General features: G+C 61.9%; 16 protein-coding genes and 1 riboswitch. Of the genes, 9 read left to right on the top strand and 7 right to left on the bottom strand.

The annotated features are described in order from the left end of the window. Nucleotides 1–43: 43 nt before the first annotated feature. From SMD27_RS13605 to moaD, 4 genes are all read right to left on the bottom strand, one after another. On the bottom strand, nucleotides 44–928 hold the full coding sequence (locus tag SMD27_RS13605) for an NAD(P)-dependent oxidoreductase (RefSeq protein WP_320508947.1): 885 nt from the start codon (nucleotides 926–928) through the stop codon (nucleotides 44–46). Between the two features lie 134 nt (nucleotides 929–1062). Then, entirely contained in the window at nucleotides 1063–1815 is a 753-nt protein-coding gene (locus SMD27_RS13600; RefSeq protein ID WP_320508946.1) for a TerC family protein, read from the bottom strand. Between the two features lie 127 nt (nucleotides 1816–1942). After that, a complete protein-coding gene (locus SMD27_RS13595) occupies nucleotides 1943–2419 on the bottom strand; it encodes a molybdenum cofactor biosynthesis protein MoaE (RefSeq protein WP_320508945.1) in 477 nt (158 codons plus the stop codon). 9 nt (nucleotides 2420–2428) lie between these two features. After that, a complete protein-coding gene (moaD, locus tag SMD27_RS13590) occupies nucleotides 2429–2680 on the bottom strand; it encodes a molybdopterin converting factor subunit 1 (protein WP_320508944.1) in 252 nt (83 codons plus the stop codon). A gap of 103 nt (nucleotides 2681–2783) precedes the next feature. On the opposite strand from moaD, the gene arsC reads away from it, so the two are divergent. Continuing rightward, on the top strand, nucleotides 2784–3131 hold the full coding sequence (gene arsC, locus SMD27_RS13585; RefSeq protein ID WP_320508943.1) for an arsenate reductase (glutaredoxin): 348 nt from the start codon (nucleotides 2784–2786) through the stop codon (nucleotides 3129–3131). A 22-nt stretch (nucleotides 3132–3153) separates the two neighbouring features. Here arsC and speB read toward each other — a convergent pair whose 3' ends face one another. Continuing rightward, complete coding sequence (gene speB / locus SMD27_RS13580; RefSeq protein ID WP_320508942.1) at nucleotides 3154–4059, bottom strand: agmatinase; 906 nt, start codon at nucleotides 4057–4059, stop codon at nucleotides 3154–3156. A gap of 78 nt (nucleotides 4060–4137) precedes the next feature. Then, nucleotides 4138–5010 (bottom strand): NAD(P)-dependent oxidoreductase, encoded by an 873-nt coding sequence (locus SMD27_RS13575; protein WP_320508941.1) that lies wholly within the window; start codon nucleotides 5008–5010, stop codon nucleotides 4138–4140. A 166-nt stretch (nucleotides 5011–5176) separates the two neighbouring features. Next, nucleotides 5177–5395, top strand: a riboswitch (cobalamin riboswitch). A gap of 53 nt (nucleotides 5396–5448) precedes the next feature. On the opposite strand from SMD27_RS13575, the gene cobU reads away from it, so the two are divergent. The 5 genes from cobU to SMD27_RS13550 are packed head-to-tail and all read left to right on the top strand — an operon-like array spanning nucleotide 5449 to nucleotide 12947. Further along, nucleotides 5449–6006: a bifunctional adenosylcobinamide kinase/adenosylcobinamide-phosphate guanylyltransferase gene (gene cobU / locus SMD27_RS13570; protein WP_320508940.1), complete on the top strand. Its 558-nt coding sequence runs from the start codon at nucleotides 5449–5451 to the stop codon at nucleotides 6004–6006. A gap of 18 nt (nucleotides 6007–6024) precedes the next feature. Then, nucleotides 6025–7056 carry a cobalamin biosynthesis protein CobW gene (gene cobW, locus SMD27_RS13565; protein ID WP_320508939.1) on the top strand — a complete coding sequence of 344 codons (1032 nt, stop codon included), beginning with the start codon at nucleotides 6025–6027 and terminating at the stop codon, nucleotides 7054–7056. 30 nt (nucleotides 7057–7086) lie between these two features. Next, nucleotides 7087–10848, top strand: a complete 3762-nt coding sequence (cobN, locus tag SMD27_RS13560; RefSeq protein ID WP_320508938.1) for a cobaltochelatase subunit CobN — start codon at nucleotides 7087–7089, stop codon at nucleotides 10846–10848. Continuing rightward, nucleotides 10845–11468, top strand: coding sequence for a cob(I)yrinic acid a,c-diamide adenosyltransferase (gene cobO, locus SMD27_RS13555; protein WP_320508937.1), 624 nt, complete (start codon nucleotides 10845–10847; stop codon nucleotides 11466–11468). Before cobN ends, cobO begins: the two co-directional genes overlap by 4 nt. 15 nt (nucleotides 11469–11483) lie before the next feature. Continuing rightward, nucleotides 11484–12947 (top strand): cobyric acid synthase, encoded by a 1464-nt coding sequence (locus SMD27_RS13550; RefSeq protein ID WP_320508936.1) that lies wholly within the window; start codon nucleotides 11484–11486, stop codon nucleotides 12945–12947. Here SMD27_RS13550 and cbiB read toward each other — a convergent pair. Continuing rightward, entirely contained in the window at nucleotides 12937–13923 is a 987-nt protein-coding gene (gene cbiB / locus SMD27_RS13545) for an adenosylcobinamide-phosphate synthase CbiB (RefSeq protein ID WP_320508935.1), read from the bottom strand. The genes SMD27_RS13550 and cbiB overlap by 11 nt on opposite strands. A 58-nt stretch (nucleotides 13924–13981) precedes the next feature. Here cbiB and SMD27_RS13540 point away from each other — a divergent pair, with 58 nt between their 5' ends. The 3 genes from SMD27_RS13540 to cbiE are packed head-to-tail and all read left to right on the top strand — an operon-like array spanning nucleotide 13982 to nucleotide 16965. Continuing rightward, entirely contained in the window at nucleotides 13982–15100 is a 1119-nt protein-coding gene (locus tag SMD27_RS13540; protein WP_320508934.1) for a sirohydrochlorin chelatase, read from the top strand. 27 nt (nucleotides 15101–15127) lie between these two features. Next, the gene (locus tag SMD27_RS13535) at nucleotides 15128–15766 is read left to right on the top strand and encodes a precorrin-8X methylmutase (protein ID WP_320508933.1); all 639 of its coding nucleotides are present in this window, start codon (nucleotides 15128–15130) and stop codon (nucleotides 15764–15766) included. Continuing rightward, nucleotides 15763–16965 (top strand): precorrin-6y C5,15-methyltransferase (decarboxylating) subunit CbiE, encoded by a 1203-nt coding sequence (gene cbiE, locus SMD27_RS13530; RefSeq protein WP_320508932.1) that lies wholly within the window; start codon nucleotides 15763–15765, stop codon nucleotides 16963–16965. Before SMD27_RS13535 ends, cbiE begins: the two co-directional genes overlap by 4 nt. Nucleotides 16966–16975: the final 10 nt, after the last annotated feature.

Raw genomic sequence — 16975 nt, 5'->3', positions numbered from 1 at the left:
ATTACGAAGCGCCCCGTCCTCTTCAGGACGGGGCGCTGCCATTTCAGCTCTTCGATAGCTGTCCGGCGCGGCGCTGCGCGACCGTCGCCAAAACAGCGAAATCACGGTCGCCATCGCCGGCGGCAATGGCATCCAGCATATTGTCACGCAGCAGGCTGGCCATCGGCAAAGGTACATTAGCGCCGTCGCCCGCCGCGAGGGCGAGGCGGATATCCTTGAGGCCAAGTTTCAGCTTGAAAGCGGCAGGCTCGTAGCGTTCCTCGGCAATGAGCGCGCCATATCCTTTATATACGGGGGCCGCGAACAAGGTGTTCGAGAGGATCTCCAGCAGATCGCCCGCGGACACACCATAGCCGCGGGTCAAGGCTGTCGCTTCCCCCATCGCCTCGATCGCTGCACCGAGCATGAAATTGCCGGCGATCTTGACGATATTGGCGCGGATCGGCTCTTCGCCCACACGCCAGGTCTTTTGCCCCAGCACATCGAGAACCGGCTGTGCCCGGTCGAGCAAGTCGGTGGGGCCGGCGGCGACGATGTTGAGATTGCCGGCCGCCGCCACGTCGGGACGGCCGAAAACCGGCGCGGCGATATAGCCGAGTTCGCATTCCCGATGGCGAGTTGTCAGCTCGGTTGCCAGGGCAACGGAGATGGTCGCCATATTGATATGCAGCAATCCTTTCGGCGCTGCTGCGATGGCACCATTATCCAGCAAGGTCGCCCGCACGGCGCCGTCTTCGGCCAGCATAGAGATGACGAGGTCCCCGCGGAAAGCATCACCCGCATTCGCGGCGGCTTCCGCTCCAATCTCACGCAATGCGGCGGCCGGACCTGGCGATCGATTCCACACGCGGACGCGATGACCCGCTTTGACCAGATTGGTCGCCATGGCCTTGCCCATGGCACCGAGGCCGATAAAACCGATTTCCATGACTGCCTCCTCTCAAATCATGACCAATGTTATCGGCAAGTAAGAGAGTGGCAAAGCGGCGATCATATGACAGTGCGAAATGCGCGGTGGTGAACCGACCGGCGATGAAAGGTCCATCGCCGGTCCTGTGTCGCTTACGTACCGGCTTTCTGAGCAGCCTGGCGTCGTGACTTGGCCCAAAGATTGAGCCCTTCGACCAGCGCCGAAAAAGCGATGGAGAAGTAGAGATAGCCTTTTGGAATGTGGAAGCCGAGGCCTTCGCCGAGCAATGCCACGCCGACCAAGAGCAGGAAGGCTAGGCACAGCATCTTCACCGAGGGATGACGATCGACGAAATTGCCGACCGGTCCCGCCGCCACGATCATGACGATCATCGCGGCAACGACGGCGGCCACCATGATCGGCAATTCATTTGTCATGCCGACCGCGGTAATGACGCTGTCCAGCGAGAAGACGATATCGAGCATGGCGATCTGAACGACCGCAGAGCCGAGACCGAGATAGCTCTTGTTCGGATGGTCGCCTTCCTCGAGCCCCTCGATGTGATGATGGATTTCCGTGGTCGCTTTGGCGAGCAGAAAGAGGCCACCGGCGAGAAGGATGATATCGCGCCAGGAAAGGTCGAAGGACCATCCGTATTTTGGCCAGTTAATGCTCCAGATCGGCGTGGTGAGGCTAGCGATCCAGGAGATCGAGGCCAGCAAGGCAAGTCGCGTCAGCAAGGCAAGCGCCAAGCCGGCACGCCGCGCAACGGTGCGGTGTTTCGGCTCAACCCGGCCGGCGACAAGCTGCACGAAAAGCAGGTTGTCGATACCGAGGACAATTTCCAGGACGGCGAGGGTGATGAAGCTCAGGATGATGTGGGGATCGGTCAGAAGATCGATCATGGCAGGGGTCCGTTCGGGCCTCTTTTAGCTGCGAAGGGGTTGGAGATGTGGATGCCCCTGCAGAAAATCAATAGCTGACATGCATGATTCGCGACCGGCGGCTGCGGCATGCGACAATATGTACACGTTAACCGTGCTTTTCGGTGTGTCCTTCCGAGCGCGCCCAACGCTCCGCAGCGGCATCGTCAGTGGTCTTGGCCTCGACCCATTGGGGACCGCCGGGGCCATCTTCCATTTTCCAGAAGGGCGCTTTGGTCTTCAGCCAGTCGATCAGGAAGGCGCAAGATTCCAGAGCTGCCTGGCGATGAGCAGAGGCAGTGGCAACCAACACGATACGGTCGCCCGGGGTCAGCCGGCCGTAGCGGTGAATGATCAGGCTGGCTTGCAGCGGCCAGCGGCGATGGGCTTCGGTCTCGATCGCGGCGAGCTGCTTTTCCGTCATCCCCGGATAGTGTTCCAGGGTCATTGATCCGATAGCTCCATCTGGCGCCATATCCCGCACCAGACCGACAAAGCTGGCGATGCCGCCGACGGAATGATCGCCATCCGATAATCTCGCCAGTTCGGCGCCGATGTCGAAATCTTCCTGCTGCACGCGGATCATGAAACTATCCTAGCCGCCGGTAACCGGCGGGAAGAGAGCAACCTCGTCTCCCACATGCACCGGATGATCGGGATCGACATATTCCTGGTTGACGGCGGTTTTGACAACCGCCCGCGCTTTCAGGGCCTCGGCATAATTGGGGCCGCGCGCCGCCAGCCAATCCAGCAACGCCCCCACGGTGGTTACCTCGGTAGGTGGGGCAACTTCTTCCTCGGCGATGCCGATCTTCGAACGGATCCAGGCGAAATACAGCAGTTTCATGACCTATCTCTAGCGCAGCCCGCCACCGGATGCAAAGAGTGGCATCCTGCCCTCAGATTTGGGTAAGCTGCCCCAGCAAATCCAGTCAGCAAAGCGAGCGAGCATGAGCGTCACGATCTTCCACAATCCCAATTGCAGCACGTCACGCAAGGTGCTGGGCTGGCTCAAGGAAAAAGGCATCGAGCCCAAAGTGATCGAATACCTGAAAACGCCGCCGAGTGCCACGGAGCTAAAGCGCATCTTGAAGCTGATGGGCGGGGCCAAGGCGGCCGATATTCTTCGGCGCAAGGGCGATGCTTATGAAGCCCTAGGTGATGTCGCCAAACTGAAGAATGACGATCTGATCGCGAAAATGGTGGCAGAGCCGGTCCTCATCGAACGGCCGATCGTCATCACCGACGAGGCGGCGGTTCTGTGCCGCCCGCCGGAAAAGGTGTGGGAAGTCGTCTGATCCTTTAACGCCCAATTCTTATTTAGCGCGTGGCGTCGCTATCGCCCGCCTGCAGGCAGAGATACTGCCAGGCGATGGTGGCCGCCGCGAGCGAGGTGATCTCGGCATGGTCATAGGCCGGCGCAACCTCGACCACATCCATGCCGACAAAGCGGATGCCGCGCAGCTGCCGCAGGATCGCCAGGATCTGCCAGGTCTGCGCCCCGCCGATTTCCGGCGTGCCTGTGCCGGGCGCCTGCGACGGATCGATGCAATCGATATCGAAGCTGAGATAGGTCTTGCCGGTGCCGACCTTCTCCTTGATGCGCCGCGCGATCTCGTCAGGCGTGGTCCGATGCATTTCCGGACCGGAAATGATTTCGACGCCCTTGCCGGTGGTCCAGTCATGGACAGTCTTCTGTACCGGTGAGCGGATGCCGACCTGGATCATACGCTGCGGATCGACCAGACCTTCGTTGATCGCGTGATAGAAGACGGAACCGTGGCCGTGGACCTGGCCGAAAGTGTCGGGCCAGGTATCGATATGTGCATCGAAATGAACGAGACCGACCGGTCCCTGCTTCTTCGCCAGAGCGCGCAGCAGCGGCAAGGTGATGGAATGATCACCGCCCAAAGTGATCAGATGATCGATCGCCGAGGCCTGGGCCTCGATCATCTTCATGCTTTCAGGCACATCGCCGATGCGGATGTCGAAATCGCCCAGATCGGCAATGTCCAGATCGCTGATATCGCTCCAGTCATGGGGATTCTCGCCATCCAGCAGCATGCGGCTGATCTGGCGGATTGCATTAGGGCCGAAACGGGCGCCGGGACGGAAGCTGGTGGCAATGTCATAAGGTATCCCGGCAACGCAGAAACGCGCATCCGGCGTCGTCTTGCGCACCGACAAAAAGCTTGGATAGCTGGCGAAAGTCGGTACACCGGCCATGTGACATACTCCTTTAACATCGCATCCGGGCGCATCATAGCGATCATGATGGCAGGCGCAATCGCCGGCCGAAAGCTGTCACAGCTTGTTCATGGCAGCCAGCTGGCGATAAAGCGCGCTGTGGTCGAGCTCGCCATCGCCGCGCTCGGCTGCTCGCTGGAACAGCTCATAAGCAAGCCGGATGAAGGGAAGATCGAGATTCAGGGCCGCGGCTTCGTCGAGGATATTGCGCAAATCCTTGATCTGGGTGGCGACGGTGCCGCCCGGCTTGAAATTGCCCGTGATCATGCGCTCGCCATGCACCGCCAGGATGCGGCTATCGGCGAAGCCGCCGGTGATGGCGTGGCGCACCGCGGCCGGATCGGCGCCGCCCTGTTTCGCCAGCAGCAGCGCCTCGGCGACGGCGCCGATGGTGATGCCGACAATGGCTTGATTTGCAAGTTTGGCGAGTTGGCCGGCGCCATGGGGACCGACCAGCGTCGATTTACCGAGGGCCGCAAAGACCGGCTGGGCGCGCTGGAAGATCGTCTCGTCACCGCCGGCCATGACGGCGAGCTTTGCTTCCACGGCGCCCACCGTGCCGCCGGAGACGGGGGCGTCGAGATAGTCGATGTGCCTTTGTGCCAGGCGATGAGCGTGGCCGCGCGCCATGCGCGGGGCGATGGAGCTCATATCGATCAGCAGCTGGCCGGGTCGCAATTGCGGCTCGATCTCCGCCAAAATCTGCTCAACCACATCGCCATTGAGCAGCATGGTGATGATGATATCCGCATTCGTTGCGGCGTCGGCTGGGCTGGATGCCGCTTCGCCGCCCAAGGCCTCTAATGGCGCGAGCTTCGCAGCGGTGCGGTTCCAGGCGATCAAGGGAAAGCCGGCGCGGAGCAGGTTCTCGGCCATCGGCAACCCCATCAGGCCGATTCCGAGAAACGCGATCTTTGGCTTGGCGGGCATTTAACTACCGGATGGAGATGCTTGATGCCGGAACCATGTCACGCGAGACAGTTTGAAACAAGTTAGGCCGAGGCAAGATACCGACATAAGAAAATAGTCTTATCCATTGACCCGGGAAAAAGGTGGAAATGGCGGATTGCCTCCGATAGGTTGGCGCCACCGCAGGAGGGAAGCTGGTGCGCCGGTTTTGATCACGTCACGGGTGATCGTCCGCCGGCTAGGCCGGCACTGCCCCCGCAACTGTAGGATCGTTCAAGCGACGGCCGCGACCAGTGGCCGATCGGTGGAATGGCAGCGCGACAGCCACTGGCGCCGCAAGGTGCTGGGAAGGTGCTCCATTCTGGTTAGGGCGTCAGCCCTTGCCGGCGATCGAGTCAGGAAACCTCGGCGGCCCGAAACCAAACTCAGCCACCTCGGTGGGAGGAAAGGACTGATTCCATGTCGCGTGGGACATCCAAAGCCGCCTATGCCATGACATCCGCCAGCTTGCCGCCGGTGACGCTGGTGCTTGGCGGCGCGCGCTCTGGCAAGAGCCGGTTCGCTGAGCAGCTTTTGCATCGCGAGGCACGGCAGCGCGTCTATCTGGCGACGGCGGAAATCTATGACGAGGAAATGGCGGAACGCGTACGCCTGCATAAGGCGCAGCGTGGCGACGGCTGGCGCACCATGGAGGCGCCGCTCGATATTGCCGGCGTCATGGTCCGAGAAACCGAGCAAGGCGATGCCATCCTGGTGGATTGCCTGACGCTCTGGCTGAGCAACCTGATGGGTGCCGGACGCGATATCCAGGCGGAAACGGCGCAGTTGATCGCGGCCCTGCCGCAACTGGGCGGGCCGGTCGTCTTCGTTGCCAATGAAGTAGGGCTTGGGATCGTGCCGGATAATGCCTTGGCGCGGGCGTTCCGCGATCACGCCGGACGCCTCAATCAGCGGCTGGCGGCGGCGGCGGATCAGGTGTTTTTCATCGCGGCGGGATTGCCGCTGAAACTGAAGTAATCCGAAGGGGCTTAGGACATGAGCACAAAAATTCCGGCAACCGTGGTGACCGGCTTTCTCGGCGCCGGCAAGACCAGCCTGATCCAGAACCTGCTGAAGAATGCAAAGGGCCGGCGCATTGCCCTCATCATCAATGAATTCGGTGAAACCGGCGTCGACGGCGAAATCGTCAAGGCCTGCAAGATCGAAGGCTGCCCGGAAGAAAACATCGTCGAACTCGCCAATGGCTGCATCTGCTGCACCGTCGCGGATGACTTCCTGCCGACCATGCAGATCCTGCTCAACCGGCCGCAGCCGCCGGAACATATCGTTATCGAAACCTCCGGCCTCGCTTTACCAAAGCCGCTGGTCCGAGCCTTTAACTGGCCGGAAGTGCGCACGCGCGTGACGGTCGACGGTGTCGTGGCTGTGGTCGACGGGCCGGCCGCTGCCGCCGGCCGTTTTGCCGACAATCCGGATGCGGTCGATCAGCAGCGCGCCGCCGATGACAATCTCGACCACGACAGCCCGCTGGCCGAATTGTTCGAAGACCAGATCAATTGTGCCGACCTCATCGTCCTCAATAAGAGCGACCTGATGGACGATACCGCCCGTCAGGCGGCGGAAGCGGCGATCAACAAGGAATTGCAGCGTCGCGCCAAGATCTTGCCTGCCAGTTTCGGCGCGATCGATCCGGCCATTTTGCTCGGCATCGGTGCCGGTGCCGAAGACGATCTCGACAGCCGGCCTTCGCATCACGAGTTGGAAGGCGAGGATCATGATCATGATGATTTCGAGAGCTTCCATCTCGATCTGCCGCAGCTCACCTCGCCGGATCAATTGCTGCAAAAGCTCCTGCCGACCATCGAACGCCATGACATCCTGCGGGTGAAGGGCTTCCTCAATGTTGCCGGTAAGGAGATGCGGCTGGTGCTCCAGGGTGTGGGCAGTCGGGTGCAGCATTATTACGACCGCGCCTGGGAGGCCGGTGAAGCACGGAACGGTCGTCTCGTCGTCATCGGCCTCAAGGGGCTCGATCGCGACTCCATCGCGCGCGCGCTGGCTCTCTAAAAGCGCGATTGGACGGGGAAGGGCAGACCGATGCATCTTCTGGCGGCCAAACCGGGTGTCATCGCCGACGGGTCGGAAGCGATTGATCTCGGTCAGACACCGGGTGATATCGTCGTTCTCAGTGCCGCCGATACGGAGCTCGCCTGCCTCGCTGCCGCTCAAGCGGAGATCAGCAGGCAGGATGCTTCGACGCCCAGCCTGCGTCTCGCCAGCTTGCTGCAGCTTGGCCATAATCTCAGCATCGACACCTATGTCGAAGACATCATTGCTCATGCCCGCCTGGTGGTGGTGCGTGTGCTGGGTGGCGTGCGCTACTGGCCCTATGGCATCGAACAGGTAACAGCGATCTGCCGCCAGCGCGGCATCGCTTTGGCCTTGCTGCCGGGCGACGATCAGCCGGATCCCGAACTATCCGAGCAATCGACCTTGCCGGCGGAAGCCGTGCATCGCCTCTGGCAGTATCTTGTGCAAGGTGGTGTCGAAAATGCGCGGCAATTGCTGGCTTATGGCGCCAGCCTGACCGGCCGAGAGAGCGATTGGCAGGAACCCCGACCGCTGCTCCGTGCTGGCCTTTATTGGCCGGGCCGCCAGATTCTGCGTCTCGATGATTTGCAGGCTGTTTGGAAGCCGCAGCGCCCGGTAGGGACCATCGTCTTCTATCGGGCGCTGCTGCAAGCCGGCAATCTAGCTGCCATCGATGCCTTGATCGCCGCTTTGCAGGCGCGCGGCCTCAATCCCTTGCCGATCTATGCCACCAGTTTGAAGGAACAGGTGGCGGCGGATCTGATCGACGGCTTCTATCGCGCCGCGGCACCCAGCGTGACATTGAATTGCACCGGCTTTGCCTTGTCGCAACCCGGCGCCAGGACGGCACGCACGCCCTTCGACATCGCCGATGCGCCGATCTTGCAGGTTGTCCTGTCCGGTGATCGGCTGGAGGATTGGCGCGACGGCACGCGCGGGCTGAGCCCGCGCGATCTCGCCATGCAGGTCGCTTTGCCGGAGGTCGATGGCCGGATCCTCAGCCGCGCGATCTCTTTCAAGACGGCCGCACGATTCGACCAAGCCACGCAGTGTAATATCGTCGTTCACGCACCGGTCCCCGATCGCGTGGCGGCGGTGGCCGAGCTCGCAGCTGCCTGGACTGATCTCCGCGCGACACTACCATCCGGCCGCCGGTTAGCCTTGATCCTGGCGAATTATCCCAATCGCGATGGCCGGATCGGTAATGGCGTCGGGCTCGATACGCCGGCCGGCACCGTCGCCGTGTTGCAGGCTTTGCAAGCCGCCGGCTATGCCATTGCCGACGTGCCCACGGATGGCAATGCCTTGCTAGACCGGCTGCTGGCCGGCCGCACCAACGCCGCCGACAGTCGGACACGGCCAAGTGAGATCACTTTGTCCTTGGCTGATTACCGGCAGTTCTTCGATGCGCTACCGCCCACGACGCGGGAAACTGTCGCGGCGCGCTGGGGCGAACCGAGCGACGATCCCTTCTTTGCCGATGGCTTCTTCCATCTGCCGATGATCCGGCTGGGCGCGATGCTGGTCGGTATCCAGCCGGCGCGCGGCTACAATATCGATCCGGTGAAATCCTATCACGATCCGGATCTGGTGCCGCCGCACGGCTATTTTGCCTTCTATGCCTATCTGCGGCGCATCGCCAAGGTGCAAGCGATCGTGCATATGGGCAAGCACGGCAATCTGGAATGGTTGCCCGGCAAAGCGATTGCGCTCAGCGAAGCCTGCTACCCGGAAGCCGTCTTCGGTCAGGTGCCGCATCTCTATCCCTTCATCGTCAACGATCCGGGCGAGGGTACCCAGGCCAAGCGCCGCACCGGCGCGGTCATCGTCGATCACCTGACGCCGCCGCTGACCCGCGCCGAAAGCTACGGGCCGCTGCGCGATCTCGAATTGCTGGTCGATGAATATTACGAAGCATCCCAGCTCGATCCCCGGCGCTGCCGCGACCTGCGCGAGCAGATTCTCGATCTCGCCCGCGCGAGCGGTCTTGCCGAAGATTGTGGCATCGGTGCTGGCGACGATACCGATACCGCTCTCGGCAAGCTCGACAATCATCTCTGCGAATTAAAGGAGCTGCAGATCCGGGATGGGCTGCATATCTTCGGCCGGTCGCCGGACGGATTGCAGTTGACTGATCTCCTTGTCGCTCTGACCCGCTTGCCGCGTGGGCGCGGCGAGGGAGGGGATCAATCCCTGATCCGCGCTTTGGCAGCGGATCTTGCACTCGGTGAGGAAATCGATCCTTTGGCCGTGCAGATGGGGGAAATCTGGTCGGGCCCGCGCCCCGCGGTGCTGCAGCGTCTTCTTGCCGACAGCTGGCGGACAGCCGGCGATATGGTGGAGCGGCTTGAGATCCTGGCGCAGCGTCTGGTGGCGGGGGAAATGCAATGCGATGCCGGCTGGCTCCGAACACAGGCCGTGCTCTATTTCATCGCGACGGAATTGCGGCCGATGGTCGAAGGCTGCGGCGCTAGCGAACTCGGAGGCTTGCTGAAAGGCCTCGACGGCCGTTTCGTCGCACCCGGTTCTTCCGGTGCGCCAACGCGCGGGCGCCTGGATGTCTTGCCGACCGGCCGCAATTTCTATTCCGTCGATACGCGTGCCGTGCCGACGCCCACCGCCTGGGCGCTGGGTTGGAAATCCGCCGGACTGGTGCTGGCGCGGCATCGCCAGGAACATGGTGACTGGCCACAGTCTTTCGTACTTTCCGCCTGGGGCACGGCCAATATGCGCACCGGTGGTGATGACCTTGCCCAGGCATTGGCGCTGATCGGTGTGCGACCGATTTGGGATGCCGGCGCGTCAGGTCGTGTCAGCGGCTTCGAAATTCTGCCGCTCAGCCTGCTCGATCGGCCGCGCGTCGATGTCACATTGCGTGTTTCGGGTTTCTTCCGCGACGCGTTCCCGGCACAGATCGATCTTTTCGACAGCGCCGTGCGCGCAGTCGCCAAACTGGATGAGCCCGACAACCTCAATCCCATCGCTGCTCGGTTCCGCCGGGACCGGGATCAGTTGATTGCCACCGGCCTGACGGTGGGTGAGGCGGAGCAGCGCGCCGGCTACCGGGTTTTCGGCTCCAAGCCGGGCGCTTACGGCGCCGGGTTGCAAGCCTTGATCGACGAACGCGGCTGGTCGGAGACCGGGGATCTGGCGCGCGCTTATCTTGCCTGGGGCAGCTATGCCTATGGTGCCGGCTCGGAAGGCAAGGCGGAGCGCCAGATGTTCGAAACACGGCTGCGCCAGGTCGATGCCGTGCTGCATAACCAGGACAACCGCGAACACGATCTGCTCGACAGCGACGACTACTATCAGTTCGAAGGCGGGCTCGCCGCGACGGTGAAGCATCTGACCGGCCGCAAGGCCGTCGTCTGGCACAACGATCATTCGCGTCCGGAAGCGCCGCGTATCCGCAGCCTCGATGAAGAAATCGCCCGCGTGGTCCGTGCCCGCGTCGTCAATCCGAAGTGGATCAAGGGTGTGATGCGTCACGGCTATAAGGGCGCCTTCGAAATGGCGGCGACGGTCGATTATCTGTTTGCCTTCGCCGCGACGGCGGATTGCGTGGCGGATCATCATTTCGATGCCGTCTTCGATGCCTATCTGGGTGATGAGACGGTGCGCGACTTCATTGCATCGAACAATCCGGCAGCCTTACGCGAGATCGCCGAACGGCTGCTGGAGGCGCAGGAGCGCGGTTTGTGGAAAGCCCGGTCGAACACCGCTTTCGGCCAGTTGGGTGAATGGGCGGGAAGGAGTCTGGCATCATGAGCAGTGAATCTCAATCGGCAGAGGACATCAATCGCCGGGCCAATGAGAAATCGGCCAAGCGCAAGGAAGCACGCGACAAGATGATGGCGGAGAAAACCCGCGAAAAAGGCCTGGTCATCATTCATACCGGCAAGGGCAAAGGCAAATCGACCGCCGCCTTTGGCATGGTGATGCGTTGCATCGGCCATGGTATGAAGGTCGGTGTCGTGCAGTTCATCAAGGGTGCCTGGAATACCGGCGAACGCACGGTGTTGGAGCGGTTCCCCGATCTTTGCGAAATCAAGGCGATCGGCGAAGGCTTTACCTGGGAGACGCAGAACCGCGAGCGCGACATCATGTTTTCACGCCAGGCCTGGGACGAAGCCTGCCGCATGATGGATGATCCGAGCTTCAAGCTCGTCCTGATGGACGAACTCAATATCTGCCTGCGTTACGATTATCTGCCGCTGGATGAGGTGATCGCCAAGCTGACGGCCAAGCGGCCGGATTTGCATGTCATCATCACCGGCCGCAATGCCAAGGATGAATTGATCGAGATCGCCGATCTGGTCACGGAAATGACAATGATCAAGCATCCTTTCCGGGATGGCGTGAAGGCGCAGCAGGGTATCGAGTTCTGATCGGATCGACGCTGAATGGGTAAGGCCGCAATCATGTTCCAGGGGACCGGGTCCGATGTCGGCAAATCGCTGATCGTCGCTGGCCTGGCGCGCGCCTTTACCAGACGCGGAATGGCCGTCCGGCCGTTCAAGCCTCAGAACATGTCGAACAATGCGGCGGTGACGGCCGATAGTGGTGAAATCGGCCGCGCCCAGGCCTTGCAGGCGCGCGCCTGTTGCATCGCCTCCAGCGTGCATATGAATCCGATACTGCTGAAGCCGCAAAGCGAGATCGGTTCGCAGATCGTGGTGCAGGGCAAGGTCTTCGGCCAAGCCAAGGCCGCCGACTATCATCTGTTGAAGCCGCAATTGATGGAGAAGGTGCTGGAGAGCTTCCGGCATCTGCAGGGTGAGGCGGATCTGGTGCTGGTCGAAGGGGCGGGCAGCCCGGCGGAGGTCAATCTGCGCGCCGGCGATATCGCCAATATGGGGTTTGCCGAGGCGGCGGATCTGCCGGTGATTCTGATCGGCGATATCGATCGCGGCGGTGTCATCGCCAGCATTGCCGGCACCAAGATGCTGCTGCCGGAGAATGAAGCGGCCCGGCTCAAAGGTTTCCTGATCAATAAGTTCCGTGGCGACATCGCCTTGTTTACCGATGGCCTGCGGATCATCGAGCAGAAAACCGGTCTGCCGGGGCTCGGCGTCATACCTTGGTTCGAGCGGGCGCATCTCCTGCCGGCAGAGGATGCGGTGGCGCTCGATAGTTATGAAGCGCGGCGGAACGGCTATATCAAGATCGTCGTACCGCGTTTGCCGCGCATCTCGAATTTCGACGATCTCGATCCGTTGCGAGCGGAGGCCGATGTGCGGCTGGAGATACTCTCACCGGGGCAGCCATTGCCGGGCGATGCCGACCTCGTGCTCTTGCCGGGCTCAAAATCGACAATCGGCGATTTGCAGGCGCTGATCGCCGCCGGCTGGGATATCGATCTGAAAGCTCATGTCCGGCGTGGCGGCTGGGTGCTCGGTTTGTGTGGCGGCTATCAGATGCTGGGTATGCGGCTGGATGATCCGGATGGCACGGAAGGGCCGGCGGGAAGCTGCGCCGGGCTGGGCCTGCTCGATATCACCACCGTCTTGTCAGGCGCCAAGACGCTGACGGAAGTCAGTGGCCGTGACATTGTGACTGACATGCCGGTACGGGGCTATGAGATGCATATCGGCGTCACATCGGGCCCTGGTCTGGCGCGGCCGATGCTGGTGCTGGGTAGCCATGCCGATGGCGCGTGCAGCACCGATGGCCGGGTCATGGGCTGCTATGTTCACGGCCTTTTCGCGGCTGACGAATTCCGCAACGCCTTCCTGAACCGTCTGCGGAAACGCGATGCCAGCGGTCTTTCTTATGATGCATTGGTGGATAGTCTCCTCGACGGTCTGGCCGATCATCTCGAAAGGCATGCCGATCTCGACCGGATGCTGGAGATCGCTAATGGCTAAACCAGATCGCCGCCATCAGGATGACGCCTTGGATAAGGCACGCAATGACATAAAGCAGCAAGGCGCGGCGGATGTCATTGGCGCTGGCATAGGGTGTACCGCCCGATCCCATCCAGGCATCCATCACCAGCTGGTTGTGGTAGCGGCGCGGCCCATTCAGCGCGAGGCCCAGCGCCCCGGCCATGGCCGCTTCCGGCCAGCCGGCATTGGGCGAGCGGTGACGGCGCGCATCGCGCCACATGGCGCTGAGCGCTTTGCTGGGATTCGCCCCAGGCACGAACAAAGTAGCCGCGGCCAGCAACAGGCCGCTCAAGCGGGCGGGAATGAGGTTAAGCAGATCGTCCACTCGGGCCGCGGCCCAGCCGAATTGCTGGTGGCGTGGCGTACGGTGGCCGATCATGCTGTCGGCAGTATTGATCGCCTTGTAGGCCAGGATGCCGGGCAGGCCGAGCAAAGCCGCCCAGAAGACCGGCGCGACGATGCCGTCGGAAAAGTTTTCCGCCAGCGATTCGATCGCCGCCCGGCTGATACCGGCCCGGTCCAGGGCTTCCGGATCGCGGCCGACGATGCGGGAAACGGCAATCCGGCCGCCCTCGGCACCGCTCGTCTCCAGGCCGCTGGCGACGGCGGCGACGTGATCGTAAAGGCTGTTCTGGGCGATCAGGCTGCTGATCGCGATCGCCAGCCAGAGGCCGCCGCCGGGCAATTTCAGCAACATAGCTTGCAGCAGGGCGCCGATCACGAGAGACCCCAAGAGCAGCGCGGCGGTGGCGGCTATCCCCATGATCTTGCGGCGACTAGGCGTGTCGCTGGCGCGATTGAGCTGCTCGTCCGCCCGTGCGATGACGCGGCCGATCCAGACCACCGGATGCGGCAAACGGCGATAAAGCCAATGCGGATCGCCCACCGCTGCGTCGATCAGCAAGGCGATCAGCAAGGAACCGAGATGGTTCCAGTGGGTAAGCGCATCGAACATGGCAACTTTCATTGGCCGATTCACGGGATCGCGTCAATAACGGCGTGACAAGGAGAAGATGATGGAGAAGCTTGGCGTCATGGTCTGCGGCCATGGTAGTCGCGATCTAGAGGCGATCACGGAATTCAAGGCCGTTGCCGCCGGTATCGCCGAGCGCCTGCCGGAATATCCGGCGGATTACGGCTTTCTGGAATTCGCCCGCCCCATCATCCGCGACGGCCTGGACCGGCTGCGTGAACGTGGCGTTAACCGTATTCTCGCCGTGCCGGGCATGCTGTTTGCTGCCGGCCATGCCAAGGACGATATCCCATCGGTCCTCAATACCTATCAGGCACAGCACCCGGGCCTGACCATCAATTACGGGCGGGAACTGGCGGTCGATACCAAGCTGCTGCAGGTAGCGGCAGAGCGGATTGAAGCGGCGGAAAAGAAGGCGGAGCGTCAGGTGCCGCGCACCGAGACGTTGTTGATGGTCGTCGGCCGTGGCACCTCCGATCCGGACGCCAACTCCAATATCTCCAAGGTCGCTCGCATGCTGTGGGAAGGCATGGGTTTCGGCTGGATGGAAGTCTGCTATAGCGGTGTCACCTTTCCGCTGGTCGGTCCCGGCCTCGAACATGCGGTGAAGCTGGGTTATAAGCGCATCATCGTTTTCCCCTATTTCCTGTTCACCGGCATCCTGGTGAAGCGGATCTATTCGATTACCGATGAAATGGCCGCGCGCCATCCGGAGATCGAGTTCCTCAAGGCGGATTACCTCAACGATCATCCTTTGATCCTTGATGCCTTTGCAGAACGGGTGCGGGAAATCCTGAGCGGCGAGAACAAGATGAACTGCCAGCTCTGCAAGTACCGCACCCAGGTGCTGGGCTTCGAGGCAGAAGTGGGGCGCGTCCAGGAAAGCCATCACCATCACGTCGAAGGCATTGGCACGGATGGCGATCCTCATGCCCGCGGTCACGCTCACCACCACCATGATCATCACCACCATGATCACGGCCACGATCATGACCATCATCATCACCATGCACATGACCATGATCACAACCATCATCATCATCATCACGGGCACAGCGATGGCCATGATCATGGCCATGGTCATACTCACACGCATTTTCCGCATCCCCATGCCGATCACCCGCATGGCCCCGGGAAGCGCAATCCGGAACGGCTGTGAGGTAAGCTGCTAAAGGAGCAGGCTGTCATGGCATTTGTCTATGAGCGTGATCCGCAGGCGATCTATCGGCAGTCCTATGCGACGATCGAGGCGGAAGCTGATCTGGCGGCCTTGCCGCAGACTCTGCGGCCTGTGGCCATTCGCATGATTCACGCTTGCGGCATGACTGATCTGCCAGGCAATATGGCCTGGCGCGGTGACCCCATCGGCGCGGCGCGCCAGGCGCTCGCTGCCGGCGCGACGATTCTTTGCGATGCTCAGATGGTGGCTTCCGGCATTATCAAGCGCTTCTTCCCATCGACGGATATCCGTTGCGATATCAACGCGCCCGGCCTCGCCGATTTGGCAGTTAAACTCGGCACGACACGTTCGGCGGCCGCGGTCGAGATGTGGCGCGATGTCCTGGCGGGCTCCGTCGCCGTGATCGGCAATGCGCCGACCGCCTTGTTTCATCTGATCGAAATGATCGAATCGGGCGGCCCGAAGCCGGCGGCGATCTTCGGTTTCCCCGTCGGTTTTGTCGGCGCAGCCGAATCCAAGGATGCCTTGATTGCCGCCGATCTTGGCGTGCCCTGTCTGACCCTCAGCGGTCGGCGGGGCGGCAGCGCGATCGCGGCGGCGGCGATCAATGCGCTCAGCAGCGAAGAGTTGCGAGGCAATCTATGACAGCCTGGCTCAGCATCATCGGCATCGGTGAGGACGGCATTGAGGGCGTCGCTCCCATGCTTCGAGGCTTGATCGAGCGCGCCGAACTGATCGTCGGTGGCGACCGGCATCTGGCCATGCTGCCAGATATACCGGCCCGCAAGATCACCTGGGCCTCGCCTCTGCGATTGACGGTCGACGAGGTGCTCGGCTGGCGCGGAAAACCTGTCGTTGTCTTGGCGACCGGCGATCCGATGCATTATGGGATCGGCGTCACCTTCGCCAAGCATGTTGGGCGGGACGAGATCGCCATTTATCCGCATCTTTCCGCTTTCACATTGGCAGCCGCGCGGTTGGTCTGGCCGCTTTCCGAGGTCGAATGCCTGACCCTACATGGGAGGCCGCCTGAATTGCTGGCGGCGGCGGTCGCGCCGGATCACCGGCTGATGATCCTCAGCAATGACGGCCAGACGCCGGCCGAAGTCGCTCGGCGCTTGACGGCGCTGGGTTATGGCGACAGCGATGTCATCGTCCTCGAACATATGGGCGGACCACGCGAGCGCATCGTGACCGGCAAGGCAGCGGAGTGGCAGGATCAGTCGATCGCCGATTTCAACACGGTCGCGGTCAGATGCAAGGCAGGACCCGGCACGCGTCTGTTGCATCGCGGTTTCGGCTTGCCGGATGACGCCTTTCTCCATGATGGCAAACTGACCAAGCGCGAAGTGCGGGCGGCGACCTTGGCCGCCTTGCAGCCGATGCCGGGGCAGTTGCTCTGGGATGTCGGTGCCGGCAGTGGCTCCGTTGCCATTGAATGGCTGCGCCAGCATCGCACTGCTAATGCGATCGCCATCGAATCCGATCCCGAGCGCCAGCGCGTGATTGAACAGAATGCGCTCAACCTCGGCGTGCCGCAGTTGAAATTGATCGCCGGCCGTGCGCCGGAAATCTTTGCCGGCCTGAAGCAGCCGGACGCCATCTTCATCGGCGGCGGGTTGAGCGAGGCCGGTCTCGTCGAAGCAGCCTGGGGCGCACTGAAGCCCGGCGGGCGGCTGGTCGCCAATGCGGTGACTTTGGAAGGCGAGGCAACTTTATTGGCAGCCTGGCAGAAACTCGGCGGGGAGCTTACCCGCATCGCGGTGTCGCGGGCCGCGCCGATCGGTCCCTATCATGGCTGGAAGCCTTTAATGCCGATCACGCAGTGGTCGATACACAGGTGAAACAGAGTTC

This window comes from Dongia soli, from assembly GCF_034044715.1.
Lineage (GTDB): Bacteria > Pseudomonadota > Alphaproteobacteria > Dongiales > Dongiaceae > Dongia_B > Dongia_B soli.
This window is presented reverse-complemented; position numbering and strand designations above follow the sequence as displayed.

Excerpts from the sequence above, each read along its gene's own strand:
- arsC (WP_320508943.1), top strand. The coding sequence starts at position 2,784 with ATGAGCGTCACGATCTTCCACAATCCCAATTGCAGCACGTCACGCAAG.
- SMD27_RS13550 (WP_320508936.1), top strand. The coding sequence starts at position 11,484 with ATGGGTAAGGCCGCAATCATGTTCCAGGGGACCGGGTCCGATGTCGGC.
- SMD27_RS13540 (WP_320508934.1), top strand. The coding sequence starts at position 13,982 with ATGATGGAGAAGCTTGGCGTCATGGTCTGCGGCCATGGTAGTCGCGAT.
- moaD (WP_320508944.1), bottom strand. The coding sequence starts at position 2,680 with ATGAAACTGCTGTATTTCGCCTGGATCCGTTCGAAGATCGGCATCGCC.
- cobN (WP_320508938.1), top strand. The coding sequence starts at position 7,087 with ATGCATCTTCTGGCGGCCAAACCGGGTGTCATCGCCGACGGGTCGGAA.
- SMD27_RS13600 (WP_320508946.1), bottom strand. The coding sequence starts at position 1,815 with ATGATCGATCTTCTGACCGATCCCCACATCATCCTGAGCTTCATCACC.
- cbiE (WP_320508932.1), top strand. The coding sequence starts at position 15,763 with ATGACAGCCTGGCTCAGCATCATCGGCATCGGTGAGGACGGCATTGAG.
- SMD27_RS13535 (WP_320508933.1), top strand. The coding sequence starts at position 15,128 with ATGGCATTTGTCTATGAGCGTGATCCGCAGGCGATCTATCGGCAGTCC.
- SMD27_RS13575 (WP_320508941.1), bottom strand. The coding sequence starts at position 5,010 with ATGCCCGCCAAGCCAAAGATCGCGTTTCTCGGAATCGGCCTGATGGGG.
- SMD27_RS13605 (WP_320508947.1), bottom strand. The coding sequence starts at position 928 with ATGGAAATCGGTTTTATCGGCCTCGGTGCCATGGGCAAGGCCATGGCG.
- SMD27_RS13595 (WP_320508945.1), bottom strand. The coding sequence starts at position 2,419 with ATGATCCGCGTGCAGCAGGAAGATTTCGACATCGGCGCCGAACTGGCG.
- cobW (WP_320508939.1), top strand. The coding sequence starts at position 6,025 with ATGAGCACAAAAATTCCGGCAACCGTGGTGACCGGCTTTCTCGGCGCC.
- cbiB (WP_320508935.1), bottom strand. The coding sequence starts at position 13,923 with ATGTTCGATGCGCTTACCCACTGGAACCATCTCGGTTCCTTGCTGATC.
- cobO (WP_320508937.1), top strand. The coding sequence starts at position 10,845 with ATGAGCAGTGAATCTCAATCGGCAGAGGACATCAATCGCCGGGCCAAT.
- cobU (WP_320508940.1), top strand. The coding sequence starts at position 5,449 with ATGTCGCGTGGGACATCCAAAGCCGCCTATGCCATGACATCCGCCAGC.
- speB (WP_320508942.1), bottom strand. The coding sequence starts at position 4,059 with ATGGCCGGTGTACCGACTTTCGCCAGCTATCCAAGCTTTTTGTCGGTG.